Source organism: Streptomyces musisoli (assembly GCF_016741855.1).
In the GTDB taxonomy this organism is placed as follows: Bacteria; Actinomycetota; Actinomycetes; order Streptomycetales; family Streptomycetaceae; genus Streptomyces; species Streptomyces musisoli.
Window position 1 is genome coordinate 124,720 of sequence record NZ_JAERRH010000003.1, and the last position, 15,574, is coordinate 140,293.

Annotated in this window: 16 protein-coding genes; 8 read left to right on the forward strand and 8 right to left on the reverse strand. The window is 72.4% G+C overall.

Going from position 1 to position 15,574, the window contains the following annotated elements; translation table 11 throughout:
- Positions 1 to 141 precede the first annotated feature (141 nt).
- Positions 142 to 558: an aggregation-promoting factor C-terminal-like domain-containing protein gene (locus tag JK361_RS08785; protein ID WP_201815151.1), complete on the forward strand. Its 417-nt coding sequence runs from the start codon at positions 142 to 144 to the stop codon at positions 556 to 558.
- A 303-nt stretch (positions 559 to 861) separates the two neighbouring features.
- Positions 862 to 1,548: a YoaK family protein gene (locus JK361_RS08790; protein ID WP_201815152.1), complete on the forward strand. Its 687-nt coding sequence runs from the start codon at positions 862 to 864 to the stop codon at positions 1,546 to 1,548.
- Between the two features lie 13 nt (positions 1,549 to 1,561).
- Here the strand turns inward: JK361_RS08790 and JK361_RS08795 are convergent, their stop codons facing one another.
- Positions 1,562 to 2,797 (reverse strand): cytochrome P450, encoded by a 1,236-nt coding sequence (locus tag JK361_RS08795; RefSeq protein ID WP_201815153.1) that lies wholly within the window; start codon positions 2,795 to 2,797, stop codon positions 1,562 to 1,564.
- Positions 2,798 to 3,027: 230 nt separating this feature from the next.
- Between JK361_RS08795 and JK361_RS08800 the strand changes: the two genes are divergently transcribed.
- A complete protein-coding gene (locus tag JK361_RS08800; protein ID WP_201815154.1) occupies positions 3,028 to 4,197 on the forward strand; it encodes a steroid 3-ketoacyl-CoA thiolase in 1,170 nt (389 codons plus the stop codon).
- Here JK361_RS08800 and JK361_RS08805 read toward each other — a convergent pair.
- Positions 4,181 to 4,441 (reverse strand): DUF397 domain-containing protein, encoded by a 261-nt coding sequence (locus tag JK361_RS08805; protein WP_201815155.1) that lies wholly within the window; start codon positions 4,439 to 4,441, stop codon positions 4,181 to 4,183. The two genes, JK361_RS08800 and JK361_RS08805, sit on opposite strands and share 17 nt — an antisense overlap.
- Entirely contained in the window at positions 4,422 to 5,252 is an 831-nt protein-coding gene (locus tag JK361_RS08810) for a helix-turn-helix domain-containing protein (RefSeq protein WP_201815156.1), read from the reverse strand. Before JK361_RS08810 ends, JK361_RS08805 begins: the two co-directional genes overlap by 20 nt.
- A 92-nt stretch (positions 5,253 to 5,344) precedes the next feature.
- Between JK361_RS08810 and JK361_RS08815 the strand changes: the two genes are divergently transcribed.
- Entirely contained in the window at positions 5,345 to 5,773 is a 429-nt protein-coding gene (locus tag JK361_RS08815; RefSeq protein ID WP_372448696.1) for an ATP-binding protein, read from the forward strand.
- 83 nt (positions 5,774 to 5,856) lie between these two features.
- Here the strand turns inward: JK361_RS08815 and proP are convergent, their stop codons facing one another.
- Entirely contained in the window at positions 5,857 to 7,230 is a 1,374-nt protein-coding gene (proP, locus tag JK361_RS08820) for a glycine betaine/L-proline transporter ProP (protein ID WP_201815157.1), read from the reverse strand.
- Between the two features lie 368 nt (positions 7,231 to 7,598).
- Here proP and JK361_RS08825 point away from each other — a divergent pair, with 368 nt between their 5' ends.
- Both JK361_RS08825 and JK361_RS08830 read left to right on the forward strand, forming a co-directional pair.
- Positions 7,599 to 8,720 carry a DUF2330 domain-containing protein gene (locus JK361_RS08825; protein WP_307787224.1) on the forward strand — a complete coding sequence of 374 codons (1,122 nt, stop codon included), beginning with the start codon at positions 7,599 to 7,601 and terminating at the stop codon, positions 8,718 to 8,720.
- A gap of 63 nt (positions 8,721 to 8,783) precedes the next feature.
- Positions 8,784 to 9,455 (forward strand): O-methyltransferase, encoded by a 672-nt coding sequence (locus JK361_RS08830; protein ID WP_201815159.1) that lies wholly within the window; start codon positions 8,784 to 8,786, stop codon positions 9,453 to 9,455.
- Positions 9,456 to 9,480: 25 nt separating this feature from the next.
- Here the strand turns inward: JK361_RS08830 and JK361_RS08835 are convergent, their stop codons facing one another.
- Positions 9,481 to 9,873 (reverse strand): hypothetical protein, encoded by a 393-nt coding sequence (locus JK361_RS08835; protein ID WP_201815160.1) that lies wholly within the window; start codon positions 9,871 to 9,873, stop codon positions 9,481 to 9,483.
- Between the two features lie 99 nt (positions 9,874 to 9,972).
- Here JK361_RS08835 and JK361_RS08840 point away from each other — a divergent pair, with 99 nt between their 5' ends.
- Positions 9,973 to 10,407, forward strand: a complete 435-nt coding sequence (locus JK361_RS08840) for a DnaJ family domain-containing protein (protein WP_201815161.1) — start codon at positions 9,973 to 9,975, stop codon at positions 10,405 to 10,407.
- A gap of 285 nt (positions 10,408 to 10,692) precedes the next feature.
- Here the strand turns inward: JK361_RS08840 and JK361_RS42360 are convergent, their stop codons facing one another.
- Together JK361_RS42360 and JK361_RS08850 are read right to left on the reverse strand one after the other, a co-directional pair.
- A complete protein-coding gene (locus JK361_RS42360) occupies positions 10,693 to 11,949 on the reverse strand; it encodes a hypothetical protein (protein ID WP_307787225.1) in 1,257 nt (418 codons plus the stop codon).
- A gap of 5 nt (positions 11,950 to 11,954) precedes the next feature.
- A complete protein-coding gene (locus tag JK361_RS08850; RefSeq protein WP_201815162.1) occupies positions 11,955 to 12,629 on the reverse strand; it encodes a hypothetical protein in 675 nt (224 codons plus the stop codon).
- A 179-nt stretch (positions 12,630 to 12,808) separates the two neighbouring features.
- Between JK361_RS08850 and JK361_RS08855 the strand changes: the two genes are divergently transcribed.
- Positions 12,809 to 13,327, forward strand: coding sequence for a GNAT family N-acetyltransferase (locus JK361_RS08855; RefSeq protein ID WP_201815163.1), 519 nt, complete (start codon positions 12,809 to 12,811; stop codon positions 13,325 to 13,327).
- Here the strand turns inward: JK361_RS08855 and JK361_RS08860 are convergent.
- A complete protein-coding gene (locus tag JK361_RS08860) occupies positions 13,311 to 15,353 on the reverse strand; it encodes an MDR family MFS transporter (RefSeq protein ID WP_201815164.1) in 2,043 nt (680 codons plus the stop codon). The two genes, JK361_RS08855 and JK361_RS08860, sit on opposite strands and share 17 nt — an antisense overlap.
- Positions 15,354 to 15,574: the final 221 nt, after the last annotated feature.

The window sequence follows — 15,574 nt, forward strand, 5'->3', positions numbered from 1 at the left end:
GACAGGTTCCGGGCCTGCTTGTCTTGAGGACGTCGCCAGGCGCCACGAGCCCACCCGGGCCGCGGCGCCGACGCATACCGGCCACAGCGCGTGGTCCATCCCATGCGGGCGATCCCCTGTCCCCGACGCAAGAGGTTCTCCGTGTCCGTCTCCTTCATCCGCCGCATCGCTTCCCCGAAGAAGGCCCTCACCACCGCCGCCGTGGCCGCCGCCACCGCCGGTCTGGCTCTGACCGCGGCCCCCGCCCAGGCCGCCGCCCCTGCCTCGGCCTCCTCCGCTCAGGCCATCGCGCACAAGATGATCCCGGACGCCGCGCAGTTCAACGCGTTCAGCAAGATCGTCTCGCATGAGAGCGGCTGGAACCCGTCCGCCACCAACAGCTCCTCGGGCGCCTACGGCCTGGTCCAGGCCCTGCCGGGCTCGAAGATGTCCTCCGCCGGCGCCGACTGGAAGACCAACCCGGCCACCCAGATCAAGTGGGGTCTGGACTACATGAACTCCCGCTACGGCAGCCCGGTCAAGGCCTGGGACTTCTGGCAGGCCAACGGCTGGTACTGAGCCGCCGCACCGACGCCCGGCACCTGGCCGGCCCCCACCGGGCCGCGCCACCGCCGACACCCGCACCCTCGCCCGCACCGGGCGAGGGTGCGCGCGCATGTCCGGGCAAGTGCGCACGCATGCCCGGGCGGGGGTGCGTGCATGTCCGGGCGGGGGTGCGTGCGTGTCCGGGCGCGGCCGGCCGTGGCCGCGGGCTCCTCGTGGATGGGCCGACCGGGCTGCTTTCCCCCGTTCCCCGCGTGTCCCGTGTCACCCCCTGGACACCGCGGACGCAGGCTGCGCCGGGACACCTTCGGAGGAGCGATGACGACGCCGACGCCACCGGCGCGGGACCCGGAGCCGCGCGGGCTGCGGCTGGTCACCGTGCTGCTGGCGCTGACCGTGGTCAGCGGTCTGATCGACGCCGTCGGCTATCTGGGCCTCGGCCGGGTCTTCACCGCCAACATGACCGGCAACGTCGTCGTCCTCGGCTTCGCCGCGGCGGGTGCCCCCGGCTTCTCCGTGCCCCACACGGCCGCCTCCCTGGTCTGCTTCCTGCTGGGCGCGGTGACCGGCGGCCGGGTGGCGGCCCGCCACGGCTCGGGCTCCCGTCGCAGGTGGGCCCGGCTGATCCTGGCGGCGGAGGCGGTGCTGGTCGGCGCCTCGGCGGCCGTGGCGTTCGCCTGGCCGGGCACCGCCGGCACCCGGTACGCCCTGATCGCCCTCACGGCCTACGCGATGGGCCTGCGCAACGCCACGGTCCGCAAACTGGGCGTGCCCGACCTCACCACCACGGTGCTCACCATGACCCTGACCGGCCTGGCCGCGGAGTCCCGCCTCGGCGCCGGCACCGGCGACCGCTCCCCGCGCCGCACGGCCTCGGTGCTCGCCCTGGCCGGCGGCGCCTGCCTGGGCGCGTGGCTGGTCCTGCACCACGGCCTGGGCGTCCCGCTGCTGCTCGCGGCGCTGGTGACCGGGACGATGGCGGTGGTGGCCTCGGGCCGGGAGTGAGGAGCGCCACGCCTCAGCCGGCCACGACGCGGAGTTCCTTCACCCCGTTGATCCAGGCCGAGCGCAGCCGGCGCGGGTTCCCCGCCAGGCGCAGTCCGGGCATCGCGTCGGCTATCGCCCCGAAGATCAGGTCGATCTCCAGCACCGCCAGGGACTTGCCGAGGCAGTAGTGGGGACCGCCTCCGCCGAAGCCCAGGTGGGGGTTGGGATCACGGGTGATGTCGAACGCGTCGGGGTCGGTGAAGACCTCGGGGTCGTGGTTGGCGGAGGCGTAGAACAGGCCGACCCGGTCGCCCTTCCGGATCGGCACACCGCCCAGTTCGGTGTCCTGGGCCGCCGTCCGCTGGAAGGCGTTGACCGGGGTCGCCCAGCGGACGATCTCCTCGGCCGTGGTCGAGGGGCGCTCGCGCTTGAAGAGGTCCCACTGGTCGGGGTGGGTGAGGAAGGCGTGCATGCCATGGGTGATCGCGTTGCGGGTGGTCTCATTGCCGGCCACCGCGAGCATCAGCACGAAGAAGCCGAACTCGTCGGAGTTCAGGTTGCCCTCGTCCTCCGCCGCCACCAGGGTCGTCACGATGTCGTGGGCGGGACACCGCTTGCGTTCGGCGGCCATGTTCATGGCGTAGGCGATGATCTCGGCGGCCGACCGGGCGCCGACCTCCTGCGTGATGGCGTACTCGGGGTCGTCGTAGGCGATCATCCTGTTGGACCAGTCGAAGATCTTGGACCGGTCCTCCTGCGGGACGCCGATCAGCTCGGCGATGGCCTGGAGGGGCAGCTCGCAGGCGACCTCGGTGACGAAGTCGAAGGGGCCGGAGCCGGCGCGGGCGGCGGCGACGATCGCCTCGGCGCGGGCGCGCAGCCGGTCCTCCAGGGCACGGATGGAGCGTGGCGTGAACCCTCGCTGCACTATCTGGCGCACCCGCGTATGTTCCGGAGGATCCATGTTGAGCAGGATCAGCCGCTGCGCGTCGATCGCGTCGCGCTCGATGTGCTCGTTGAAGCGGATGATCGCGGTGTTCAGGGAGGAGGAGAAGAGTTCCGGGTGCGTGGAGACGTACTTGACGTCGGCGTGCCTGGTCACGGCCCAGTAGCCGGTGTCGGCGAAGCCCGCGAGACCGTGCGGCTGCGGGATCCGGCGGACCGGTTCGGTCCGGCGCAGTTCGGCGAACTCCGGGAGGGGCACGCGGTGGTGCAGCAGGTCGGGGTCGGTGAGGTCGAACCCGTCGGGCAGCGCTGGACAGGGCATCGGCGTCTCCAGCCATCTGACGGTCCATCAGCGGGTGCCGTGAAGGTAGTAACGGGTTCTACAAGCCGCAAGAGGTACGGCGCCCCCAATCCGTGCGGAAGTCGCGCAGATCGCGCCCTCGACACCTGCAAGACCCTTGCGGTGATGGACGTCACGTCAGCAGACTGCTGAGCAGAACTAGAACGCGTACTAGTTCTGGAGGAGAGCCCTCTCGGAGAGGACCCGCACCCATGGCCGCCGAACCCGTGATCGTCGAAGCCGTCCGCACCCCGATCGGCAAGCGCGGCGGCGCGCTCGCCAACCTGCACCCCGCCTACCTGCTGGGCGAGACCTACCGTGAACTCCTGGGCCGCACCGGCATCCCCGCCGACGCGGTGGAGCAGATCGTCGGCGGCACGGTGACACACGCCGGTGAGCAGTCCATGAACCCCGCGCGCACGGCCTGGCTGACCATGGGGCTGCCGTACGAGACGGCGGCGACGACGGTCGACTGCCAGTGCGGGTCCTCGCAGCAGGCCTCCCACATGGTGGCCAACATGGTCGCGGCGGGCGTGATCGACGTGGGCATCAGCTGCGGCGTCGAGGCGATGTCCCGGGTCCCGCTGGGCTCCGGCTCCAAGCACGGCCCGGGCAAGCCGTTCCCCGACGAGTGGAACGTCGACCTGCCCAACCAGTTCGAGGCGGCCGAACGCATCGCCCGGCACCGGGGCCTGACCCGGGAGAGCGTCGACACGCTCGGCCTGCGCTCACAGGAGCGGGCGGCCCTCGCCTGGGCGGAGGAACGTTACAAGCGCGAGACCTTCGCCGTCCAGGTGCCCACGACCGAGGAGGAGCAGCACGCCGGACAGGGCATGTGGCGCCTGGTCGACAAGGACGAGGGGCTGCGGGACACCTCGATGGAGGCGCTGGCGGGCCTGAAGCCGGTGATGCCGAGGGCGGTCCACACGGCCGGCAACTCGTCGCAGATCTCGGACGGCGCGGCGGCGATCATGTGGGCGTCGAAGCGGATGGCCCGCGCCCTGAAGCTGAAGCCGCGGGCGCGCATCGTCGCGCAGGCCCTGGTGGGCGCCGACCCGCACTTCCACCTGGACGGGCCGATAGACGCGACCAGGGCCGTGCTCGGCAAGGCGGGCATGTCCCTCAAGGACATCGACCTCGTGGAGATCAACGAGGCGTTCGCGTCGGTGGTGTTGAGCTGGGCTCAGGTCTTCGAACAGAACCTGGACAAGGTCAACGTCAACGGCGGTGCGATCGCCCTCGGCCACCCGGTCGGCGCGACGGGCGCCCGCCTGATCACCACCGCCCTGCACGAACTGGAGCGCGCGGACAAGGAGTTCGCGCTGATCACCATGTGCGCGGGCGGCGGGCTGGCGACCGGGACGATCATTCAGCGGCTGTAGCCGACGCCCAGGACACGAAGGCGGTGAACGTGGCGGGACCGACGGTGAGGATCGGGCCCGCCGGGTTCTTGGAGTCGCGGATGGCCAGGGTGGCGCAGGGGGTGTCGGCGACCTCTACGCAATCACCGCCCTGGTCACCGCTGTACGAGGACTTGCGCCAAGACAGACCACCGAGGGGCGCGCATTCGACGCACGAGCCGCCCTCGTCGCCGCTGTAGCTGGACTTACGCCAGTTGGTCTCCATAGCGGTCCTCCATCACTCGCCGAATCAGCTTCACCGAGTCCCGGAGGGACAGTGCGGCAGCCTGAAGATGATCGTAACGGAGTGAGCACTTGTTGACGGTGCCTCGGTCGGCGGTCGGATGCCCGCTGCCGCCATAGCCCTCCGTGTACACGATGGCCGGGTCGTGCTCGAAGTGGTAGAGGTCGAACGAGCCTTGCAGCCCCGCGTGCGCGCCGGCCTTGAACGGCAGGATCTGGATGTTGATCAGGGGGTTGTCCTCGAACGCCAGCAGATGTGCGAGTTGCTCCCGCATGACGTCCTTATCACCGATCTCTTGAAGCAGCGCACCCTCGCTGATGATTGCCCAGAAGGACGGGGGTTCCTGCTTCTCGAAGATGAGCTGGCGAGCCATACGCGCGGCAGTACGGTCGTCGAGCCTGGTCTGGTCGAGCACGCCAAGCACGGCACATGCGTATGCCGGGGTCTGCAACAGGCCGTGAAACAGGTGCGTGTGGAAGGTGTTGATCTGGGTGGCCCTTGCCTCCAGCTCAGCCACCTGCTGAAACCACGCCGGAAGTTGGCTTCGCATCACCAATGGGACGAGTCGTGTCAGTAGCCCACCCGTCCCCAGCGCCGCATCCACGCGCTCACTGAACTCAGGCGTCGGCAATTTACGCGCCGTCTCCACCTGACCGACGAGCGACCCCGTGTAGTTGACGATCTCCCCCAGTTGCCGCTGGGTCAGGCCGGCGGCCTCCCGGTAGCGGCGCAGTTCGAAGCCGTAGTAGTCGAGCGGTGAGGCGCCCGGGTCGAGGGTGTTGATGTGGGCCACGGTCGGCCCCCTCTCGTACGACAGGGCCCACAGCCGGACCCGTTGTATCCGTCCTGTAGCCCAGCGTAGTGACGGGAGGTCAGCCTCGTACCGTGAACCTCGACATTCCCCACACCCCCCAGTACCGCATGTACCTCACCGTCGGCGAGCACTCCGTACGTCACATCCGCCGCGTCGTCCGCTCGCTGCTCCACGAGTGGGAGCTGCCCGGGCTGGTCTTCGCCGTGGAGCTGGGCGTCGGCGAGCTGGTCACCAACGTCGTGCGGCACGTGCCCGACCGCCGCTGCACGCTCGTCGTGGCGCGGCGGACGGCGGCGGTGCGGGCCGAAGTGACCGATGGCCACGCCCTCCTGCCCCGTCTGCGGCCGGACGTGGACGAGGAGTCGGAGGGCGGTCGCGGTCTGGCCCTGCTCGACGCCGTCGTGGACAAGTGGGGCGTGTCACCGGGCGTGGGCGGCGGGAAGACGGTCTGGTTCGAGTGCGGGTTCCCGGACGCCGTCCACCCGGTGGCCGAAGCGTGAGCGTGGGGCCTGCGGAACGGCCGCGGCCGGCCCGGGGCTGTGTGCCCGGGGCCGGCCGTGTCCGCGTCGTCTTCCCGTGGGGCCTACCGGCCCTCGACCGAGGGCGCGGAACCCGGCAGGGGGCGGCCCGCCGACTCCGACATGCGCCACACGGCGAACCCGCCGATCACGGCCGCGGCCATCATGTAGTAGGCGGGCATCATCATGTTGCCCGTCGCCCCGATCAGCGCGGTGACCACCAGCGGCGTCGTACCGCCGAACAGGGACACCGACACGTTGAAGCCGATCGACAGGGAGCCGTAGCGCACCCGGGTCGGGAAGAGGGCGGGCAGCGCGGCCGGCATGGCCGCCGTGAAGCACACCAGCAGCAGGCCCAGGGCGCCCATGCCCAGCCCCACGGCCAGCAGGCTGCCGTCGCGGATCAGCAGCAGGGCGGGGACGGACAGGAACAGGAAGCCCGCGCAGCCCGCCGCGATCACCGGGCGGCGGCCGATCCGGTCGGTCAGGGCGCCCGCGAACGGCTGGACGATCATCATCAGGACCATCACACCGAGCACGACCAGCAGACCGTGCGTCTCGTCGTACTTCAGCTCACTGGTGAGGTAGCTCGGCATGTACGACAGCAGCATGTAGTCGGTGACGTTGAAGACCAGCACCAGGCCCATGCACAGCAGCAGCGCCTTCCACTGGCCCGCGACCATCTCGCGCAGCGGCACCTTGGGCCGCGCGGCCTCCGCCTTCTCGACCTCCGCCGCGAACGCCGGGGTCTCCTCCAGCCGCATCCGCAGGTACAGGCCGATGATGCCCATCGGGCCCGCGATCAGGAACGGGATGCGCCAGCCCCAGGAGGTGAGGTCGTCGGAGGAGAGCAGGGCGGTCATCAGGGTGACCAGGCCCGCACCGCCGATGTAACCGGCCAGCGTGCCGAACTCCAGCCAGCTGCCGAAGAAGCCGCGCTTCTTGTCCGGCGCGTACTCGGCGATGAAGGTGGACGCGCCGGCGTACTCGCCGCCGGTGGAGAAGCCCTGGACCAGGCGGGCGGCCAGCAGCAGGATCGGCGCGCCGACACCGATCGTCGCGTAGGACGGGATCAGGCCGATCGCGAACGTGCCCGCCGCCATCATGATCATGGTGACGGCGAGGACCTTCTGACGGCCCACGCGGTCGCCGAGCGGGCCGAAGACCATGCCGCCGAGCGGGCGGACCAGGAAGGCCGCCGCGAAGGCGCCGAACGTCGACAGCAGCTGGGCGGTCGGGTTGCCGGACGGGAAGAAGACCTTGCCCAGGGTGACCGCGATGTAGCTGTAGACACCGAAGTCGAACCATTCCATCGCGTTGCCGAGCGCCGCCGCCTTGACGGCGCGCTTGACCAGCGCGGGATCGGTGACGGTGACGTCGTGGGCCTTGGTGGCGCTACGGGTCTTCTGATGCGGGATGACTGCTGTGGCGGTCGCCAAAACGGGGCTCGCCTACCTTTCGACGGGGACAGGGACGGGCCCGAGACGGCGGCGGTGACGTACGCCGGGCCGAAAAACGACCATAGGGTGACTTCTGCCCTTTACGTGCCGTACGCGTTTACATGCAGAGTGCAGCTAAAACGCGGATACGCAGGTACGTCTGCCCGCTCACGCAGCGCCATCCGCCCTGCTCGGTGTGATCCTTGTCGCGCCCCCGCGACGCAACCGGCCCCTCGCGGGGCTGTCGTCTTTCGGACATATGCGGACGGATGACAGGTGAACCGGGAGCTGCGCCGGCCGGCGGAACCGTCGCGGCACCGCAGCCGTCTGTACCCCCGTCACCGGCAACGACGGGGGTCAACGGAACAGTGCTCGCCACCCACGCCGCACGCGCACGCCTGCTCGCGGTCGTCCTGTCCCTGCTCGGCATCCAGCTGACCTGGCTCATCGCCCCCGCGTACGCCTGCGGCTGCGGCGCCATGGTGCCCGATCCGGCCACCCGCATCGCCGTCTCCGACGAGCGGTCGGTCCTGCGCTGGGACGGCCGGCAGGAGCAGATCGTGATGCGGCTGACGGTCGACGGCGACGCCGAGCACGCCGCCTGGATCATGCCGGTCCCGCACCGGGCGACCGTCCGCCTCGGCGACGCCGCCCTCTTCGACCAGCTGGCCGAGGCGGTCGCCCCCGTGCACCGCACCCGCTACCACTTCTGGCCGGAGAACGGCGAGTGGCCCTTCGACGGCCGCCACCTGGCCGGCGACGCCGCGCTCCCCGCCCCCGGCGGCACCGGCGTCGGCGTCGTCGGCCGCCAGCGGCTCGGCCCCTTCGACGTGGCCCGCCTGACCGCCACCGACCCGGCGGCCCTCCAGGACTGGCTGCGCGACCACGGCTTCTCGCTCCCCGCCCGGCTGAAGACCGCCCTGCGGCCGTACGTGGACCGCCACTGGGAGTACGTCGCCGTCCGCCTCGCCCCCGACACGCACGGCACCGCGCTGCACGGCGCCCTCGACCCGCTGCACCTCACCTTCGCCGCCGACCGGCCGGTCTACCCGATGCGCCTGTCCCGGCTGGCCACCACCCCGCAGTCGCTCGGCCTGTACGTCCTCGCCGCGCACCGCATGGAGACGAGCGGGACCATCGGCGGCTCACCGCCCGACGTGCTGTTCGCCGGGCGGCTCGGCACCCACGAGGGCGCCCTGGGGAAGCTGGCCGCCGGCACCCCCTACCTGACGGCCCTCACCCAGAGCTTCCCCGACCCCGCCCGCATCCTTGGCGACCACGAGCTGCGCCGGGCGGCCGCGGACACGCCGGTCCAGCAGGTGATCTACGAGGACGAGCTGCTCCGGGTCGCCGGGATCCCGGCCTGGTCGCTGACGGTCGGCGGCACACTGGCCGTCGTCGTCGCGGCCGCCGCCCTGGTCGTCGTACGGCGCTCGCGGCGGCCGGTGACTCCGCCGCCGCCGGTCGCCCCGCCCGCGCCGCTGGGCTGAGATCATCGAAGCGGGCAGGGCGGTACAGCCTCCGGAAGACACTCGGGAAAGGCAGCAGGCGCTATGAGCGGGTCGCAGCTCTGGGAAGACGTCGACGACTACTTCATCAGCCATCTCTCACCGGACGACGATGCGTTGCGGGCGGCCTTGCGGGACAGTGAGGCCGCCGGGCTGCCCAGCATCGCCGTCACCGCCGCGCAGGGGAAGTTCCTCCAGCTGCTCGCCCAGGTGCAGGGCGCCAGGAACATCCTGGAGATCGGCACCCTCGGCGGGTACAGCACGATCTGGATGGCCCGTGCCCTGCCCGAGGACGGCAGGCTGGTCTCGCTGGAGTACAGCGCCAAGCACGCGGACGTGGCCACCCGCAACATCGCCCGCGCCGGCCTGGAGCGGATCGTGGAGGTGCGCGTGGGCCCGGCCCTGGAGTCGCTGCCCAAGCTCGCCGACGAGAACCCGGCCCCCTTCGACCTGGTCTTCATCGACGCGGACAAGGCCAACAACGCGCACTACGTGGAGTGGGCGCTGCGGCTCAGCCGGGCGGGCAGCCTGATCGTGGTGGACAACGTGGTGCGCGGCGGCCGGGTGACCGACGCGGGCAGCACCGACCCGGACGTGGTCGGCACCCGCGCCGCGATCGAGCTGATCGCCGGCCACCCGCGGCTGAGCGGCACCGCGCTCCAGACGGTCGGCGGCAAGGGCCACGACGGTTTCGCGCTGGCCCGGGTGCTGGGCTGAGCCCGGGCCAGGACGCGGGCGGGGCTCAGACCTCGTGGTAGAAGCCGATGTTGACGCTGCGCGGCTCGGTGCGGTCCTGGACGATGATCTCGCCGGATCCGCCGCGCGGCAGCCGTACGGCCGCGCCGTAGCCGACGGGGTGCACGCTCTGGGCCAGGACGATCCGGACCTCGGACGCCGGGTCGGGCTGTGAGCCGCGCAGCCAGGTCAGCTGCCAGGTGCCGTCCTGGCCGCACACGAACTCCAGGTGGACGCGGGAAACGAACAGCCAGTCCTCGGGGGTGACCAGCCGGCACATCGCCGCGTCCCGGCCGACCCGCAGCACGGCGCCGGGCTCGCTGGGCGCCTCGGCCATCGTCATACCGGCCGTGGCACCCGCGTCCGCCCCGGAGACGGCGGCCATGGTGAGTTCGAGCACGAGCGCTCCCCCTGAAACGTCCTTGTACGGTGGGCGGATTGCCGTACCGCCGCCGCATGATAAAACGCCCGAGGCGGTCCCGTCCGGCACAATGGGTCCATGACCGAGCGAAAGCCACCGGGTGTTCCGTTCGAGTCCTGGGTGGACAAGCAGATCCGGGACGCGCAGGGGCGCGGCGAGTTCGACCGGCTGCCGGGTGCGGGGGCGCCGCTGCCCGCGGAGATCGAGTCCGCGTACGACGAACTGTGGTGGGTCAGGCGGAAGATGGTGCGGGAGGGGCTGGCCGTGCTGCCGCCCACGCTCGCGCTGCGCAAAGAGGCGGAGGACGCGCTGGCGGCGGCCTACGCGGCGCCCTCGGAGCGGATCGCCCGGAAGATCATCGAGGACGTCAACGTGCGGATCAAGGACATGATGTTCAAGCCGCCGCCCGGCCCTCCCCTGGGGAAGAAGCCGTACGACGTGGAAGAGGTCGTACGCGAATGGCGGCAGCGCAGGTCCACCGCCGAGGGAAACCCCCCGGGGCCGGCCGTCTAGCAGGCGCCCGGCGAGTCCCCGGCCATCGCCCAGGCCGACCGCGCAAGAGGCGTCCGGCGGACTTCCGGCCATCGCGCATGGTCAGCCGCAACAGACGCGCCGGGCAACCCCCGGGCATTCGCGCACGATCAGCCGCGCAACCGGCGTCCGGCGAAGACCCGGGCGTCGCGCACGGTCAACCGGGCGCATGGTCAGCCGTGCAAGAGGCGTCCGGTGAACACCCGGGCGTCGCGCACGGTCAGCCGCGCAGCCGGCGTCCGGTGAACACCCGGGCGTCGCGCGCGGTCAGCCGTGCAGCAGGCGTCCGGCGAGTTCGCGGTAGTCGCGCAGGGCGAGCCGTAGCCGTTCGGTGTCGGTCTCGGCGCCGGATCCGCGGCCCTCGGTGCCCTCCCAGGACATCCGCAGGGTGCGGCGCCGCCGGGTCACGGCCTCGCTGAACCGCGCGGCGATCTCCTCCAGCGTCCGGTCGGCCTGCTCGACGGCCTCCCTGGGTTCGTCGACGAAACCGCCGACGAGCTCCCGCATCCGCCGCTCCCACTGCTCGGTCTCGTCATGGGGGAGCAGCGGCGCACCGGTGCCGGATGGAGCGGGGGCGGCCGCCCCGCCGGTCGGTGAGGCGTCAGGGGTCGTGGGCGTACCGGACGCCCCGGTGCCGGCCGGAGCGGTGGTGCCGCCGGAGAGCGGCATACCGCCGGGGGCCGCGGTTCCGCCGGGGGCTCCGGGGCTGCTGGGGGCCGCGGTCCCGCCCGAGGCCGGGCTGCCGGGGGCCGCCGATTCGCCGGTGGCCGTGGGGCTGCCGGGGGCCGTCGGCCAGGTGTCCGGTGCCGGGGAGCCGGTCGTGCCGGCCTCCCGTCGGCCCGTGCTGCCAGGGGCGGGCGCGCCCAGACCGTTGTCCGGCATCCGGCCCTCCTCCTCGATCAGCGCCCGCTCCGTACGGTGGCTGGCGGTGAAGCCCGCGTCGACCCCCGGGCCCAGGTCCTCCGTACCGGGACGCAGCCCTTCCGTGCCGTGCCACTGCCCGGCACCCGCGCCGGCCTGCCCCTCACCCGGCGCCGTCCGGCTCGTAGCCGCCCCGGTCTGGCCCTCCTCCGGCGCCGTCCGGCTCGTAGCCGGCCCGGTCTGCCCTTCACCCGGTGCCGTCTGCATCGTGGCCGGTCCGGTCCGGCCTTCACCCGGTGCCGTCCGGCTCGTAACCGGGCCGGCCTGCCCCTCGCCCGGTGCCGTGGCCTGCCTCGTGGACTCGGGTACTCCCGCCGGTCCGGGCGGCGGCTGGGGTGTGTACTCCGGGGCCCGGTCGTCGCCCGTGAGGCCCTCCCGGCCGGGGCCGGTCGAACCGGGCAGCCGGCCCGCGGGCCCGCCGGGCGCCGGCTCCCCGGGCAGCCGTTCCTCGGACCGGGGCTCTCTCGGCACGCGCCGTCCCGGCGCCGCGTCCCCCGGCGCCCACTCGTCCTGCGCTGTCCGCTCGTCTCCCGGCACGGCCTCGCCGGCCGGCCCCTGTGGGGGGCGCCGGGCGTCGCCCGGGTCGCTCGTCCTGTCCGGCATGGGGCTCAGCTCTCCTTCGGTCGGCTCCGGTGAAGGGCCCACGGGGTGTGCGAGCGGGCGTGGGAGCGGCTCCCGGCAGGGGCCGTGGAGCGGCCCGTGCCGCCCGGAGCCCGGTGCCGCCCGGAGTCGGCGCTCGTCAGGTCGTCGAAGAGGGCGCGGGCGCCGAGCAGCGCCGAACGCATCTCCTCGGTCCGGGTACCGTCCTCGCCCGCGCCGCCGTCGGCCCCGGTGGCCACGCGGTGCACCTGCCGGTAGCCGTCGACGTGGTCGGCGTGGTGCACGGACAGGGCGGCGAGCTGTTCGTCGTACCGCCCGCCGTCGGGGTAGCCGCGCACCGCGGCCACTTCGCCGAGCAGCCGGTCGGCCTCGGCCACCGCCTCCCGCGGGGAGTCGACGAAGCGCTCCTGCACGGCCGTCCAGCGGTCCGCGTACCGCTGTCGTTCGGCGCCGTCCAGCGGCCGTTCGTGCAGGTCACCGTGGCGTTCGACGCGCTCGGTCAGCTCTCGTTCGGCGGCCTTGGTGTCCCCGTCGTGCATCGCCACGGTCCGCTCGTACTCGGGCCCGAAGCGCCGCTTCAGGCCGCCGCCGTGCCGTCCGCGGCTGCGCAGGAACAGGGTGGCCGCGCCGAGGACCACGACCGCCGCGATCACGATCAGCAGAATGATCAACCCTGTGGACATGCTTGCCTTCCGGTCGGACCGGCCCCGCCGGCCGGTTCTCCCTTCGGGTGACCCGGAACCCGGCGGACAAACGGCCTTCCCCGGCGCGCCGAGGGGCACGCAGCCCTGGTGCCGGCCGCGCCGGGGGCCGCACAAATCGGGTTGCGGGGCGTAGGGCACGGCTCCCGACAATGGCCGTCATGACGTGGACGATCGCCCCCGAGCCCTACGACTCACCGGCCGCCACCGCGCTGTGGCGGGCGTACTACACCGAGGTCAGCGACCGCTGGTACCTGCTGCACGAGGGGCGCCGGACCGACCCGGACGAGCTGGAACGGGAGATCGCGGCCCGGCCGGGCACCGAACTCGCCCCGCCGACCGGTCGGTTGCTCATCGGACGGTACGACGGCACACCGGCCGGCTCGGCGGGCGTACGGCTGCTGGACCCGGACACCGCCGAGCTCACCCGGGTGTTCGTGCTGCCGGGGCTGCGCGGCCTGAACGGGGCCGCGCGGCTGGTGGCCGCCGCCGAGCTGGCCGCCCGCCTGCTGGGCGCCCGGCGGGTCGTCCTCGACACCCGCGGTGACCTGGTCGAGGCCCGCGCCCTGTACGCCCGCCTCGGCTACACCGAGACCGGCCCGCACAACACCGACCCGTACGCCGAACACTGGTTCCGCAAGGAACTGGGGACGACGGACGCGGTCAGCCGACCCGAGTGACCGTACCGCCGTCGTGCGGGCGTTCGCGTTCGGCGCCGCACAGCTCGCCGGTCAGCTCCCGGACCAGCTGGGTGAGGTCGGGCGAGCGGCCGGGCCGCCACCAGTCGCCGAGCAGCTCGGCCAGGGACTGCTCGCGGGCCGCGGCCAGCCGTTCGGCGACCTCGCGGCCGGCGTCGGTCAGGACGAGGTCCAGGCCCTGGCGCTCGGCGAGCCGCCGCTCCTCGACCTGGCGGGCGGCGGCCATGACCACCTGGATCGGGACCGCGGTGCGTTCGGCCAGCACCCCCGGCTCCACGGAACCGTAGCGGCGGACGCGCAGCAGCAGCCAGCTGGCCGCGGGCAGCAGGTCGTACCCGGCCCGTTCGGTGATCTTCCGGTAGATCTCGCGGCGGCCCTCGCGGGTGCCGAGCACGGACAGGGCCCGGCAGCACTCGTCGTAGGAGGAACGCTCGACCGGGTTGGGCGGGATGGTCTCGGAGACGTCCGGCGCGGTGACCGAGCCGCGCAGCCGGTCCTCCTTCAGGAACCAGGCCAGCAGGAAGCCGAGGAGGGCGACGGGCGCGGCGTAGAGGAAGACGTCGGTGATGGCGGTGGCGTAGGCGTGCAGGGCCGCCGGGCGCAGAGTGGGGGGCAGGGCGGCGATGCCCCGCGGGTCGGCCTGCAGCGCGCCGGCGGTGACGCCGGGCGGCAGGCGTACGCCCCGGAGGGCGTCGGTGAGTTCGACGCCGAGGCGGCTCGCGAAGACGGTGCCGAAGATGGCCACGCCGAAGGAGGCGCCGATGGAGCGGAAGAAGGTCGCGCCGGAGGTGGCCACGCCCAGGTCCTCGTACGAGACGGCGTTCTGCACGATGAGCACCAGGACCTGCATGACCAGGCCGAGTCCGAGGCCGAAGACGAAGAAGTAGACGCTCATCTCGGCGGTCGGGCTGTGCTCGTCGAGCCGGTGCAGGAGCAGCAGACCGAGGGTGGTGACGGCGGTGCCGGCGACCGGGAACACCTTCCAGCGGCCGGTGCGGCTGACGATCTGCCCGGAGACCGTGGACGACAGCAGCAGGCCGACGACCATCGGCAGCATGTGCACGCCGGACAGGGTGGGCGAGATGCCGTGCACGACCTGGAGGAAGGTCGGCAGGTAGGTCATCGCGCCGAACATGGCGAAGCCGACGATGAAGCTGATGACGGCGGCCAGGGTGAAGGTGCGGATGCGGAACAGCTTGAGCGGCAGCACGGGTTCGGCGGCCCGCCGCTCGACGGCGACGAACGCGACGGCGAGCACGACACCCAGCACGGCGAGCCCGATGACCTGGGCCGAGTCCCAGGGCCAGGTGGTGCCGCCGAGCGAGGCGACCAGCACCAGACAGGTGGCGACGGCCGCGATCAGGAAGGTCCCCAGGTAGTCGATGACATGGTGGGCGGTGCGGCGCGGGAGGTGCAGGGCGGTGGCGATCACGGCGAGCGCGACCACGCCGACGGGCAGGTTGACGTAGAACACCCAGCGCCAGCTGACGTGCTCGGTGAAGACTCCGCCGAGCAGCGGCCCGAGCACGCTGGTCGCACCGAACACGGCGCCGAACAGGCCCTGGTAGCGGCCGCGTTCGCGCGGCGGCACGATGTCTCCGACGATCGCCATGGACAGCACCATCAGCCCGCCGCCGCCCAGGCCCTGGAGCGCCCGGTAGGCGATGAGCTGGGGCATGTCCTGCGCCATGCCGCACAGCGCCGAGCCGATCAGGAAGATCACGATGGCGGCCTGGAACAGCCGCTTGCGGCCGTACTGGTCGCCCAGCTTGCCCCACAGCGGGGTCGCGGCGGTCGACGCCAGCAGATAGGCGGTGACGACCCAGGAGAGGTGTTCGAGGCCCCCGAGGTCGCTCACGATCGTCGGCAGCGCGGTCGCCACGATCGTCTGGTCGAGGGCGGCGAGCAGCAGGCCGAGCAGCAGGGCGCCGATCGGGACCAGCACGCCGCCCGGAACGCCTTCGCCGCGCCGTGCGCCCTGTGCCGTGCCGTGCGTGTCCAGGGTCATGGAGACCTCCCGGGGCTCGGGTGCACCTCTTCCATCGTGATCGGTGTCACCGCTTATGGCCTGTCGAGTCCCGCGGATTGTGAGGGAGATCCGCATATTCTCTGTAGTTCCCGAGGGGAGGGGCCGAAAGCGTGACTGGGAGGCAGGGGGCGACGTGCCCGGAGTGCGGGGCACCGAGGGGGCCGGACAACACGCCGTCGTGCGACTGCACGGAACGGGCC

What these genes read in the sequence shown, in the direction of transcription:
- JK361_RS08840 (WP_201815161.1), top strand. Translation starts at nt 9,973, where the DNA reads ATGACCGAGCGAAAGCCACCGGGTGTTCCGTTCGAGTCCTGGGTGGAC.
- JK361_RS08790 (WP_201815152.1), top strand. Translation starts at nt 862, where the DNA reads ATGACGACGCCGACGCCACCGGCGCGGGACCCGGAGCCGCGCGGGCTG.
- JK361_RS42360 (WP_307787225.1), bottom strand. Translation starts at nt 11,949, where the DNA reads ATGCCGGACAGGACGAGCGACCCGGGCGACGCCCGGCGCCCCCCACAG.
- JK361_RS08830 (WP_201815159.1), top strand. Translation starts at nt 8,784, where the DNA reads ATGAGCGGGTCGCAGCTCTGGGAAGACGTCGACGACTACTTCATCAGC.
- JK361_RS08850 (WP_201815162.1), bottom strand. Translation starts at nt 12,629, where the DNA reads ATGTCCACAGGGTTGATCATTCTGCTGATCGTGATCGCGGCGGTCGTG.
- JK361_RS08800 (WP_201815154.1), top strand. Translation starts at nt 3,028, where the DNA reads ATGGCCGCCGAACCCGTGATCGTCGAAGCCGTCCGCACCCCGATCGGC.
- JK361_RS08805 (WP_201815155.1), bottom strand. Translation starts at nt 4,441, where the DNA reads ATGGAGACCAACTGGCGTAAGTCCAGCTACAGCGGCGACGAGGGCGGC.
- JK361_RS08860 (WP_201815164.1), bottom strand. Translation starts at nt 15,353, where the DNA reads ATGACCCTGGACACGCACGGCACGGCACAGGGCGCACGGCGCGGCGAA.
- JK361_RS08795 (WP_201815153.1), bottom strand. Translation starts at nt 2,797, where the DNA reads ATGCCCTGTCCAGCGCTGCCCGACGGGTTCGACCTCACCGACCCCGAC.
- JK361_RS08855 (WP_201815163.1), top strand. Translation starts at nt 12,809, where the DNA reads ATGACGTGGACGATCGCCCCCGAGCCCTACGACTCACCGGCCGCCACC.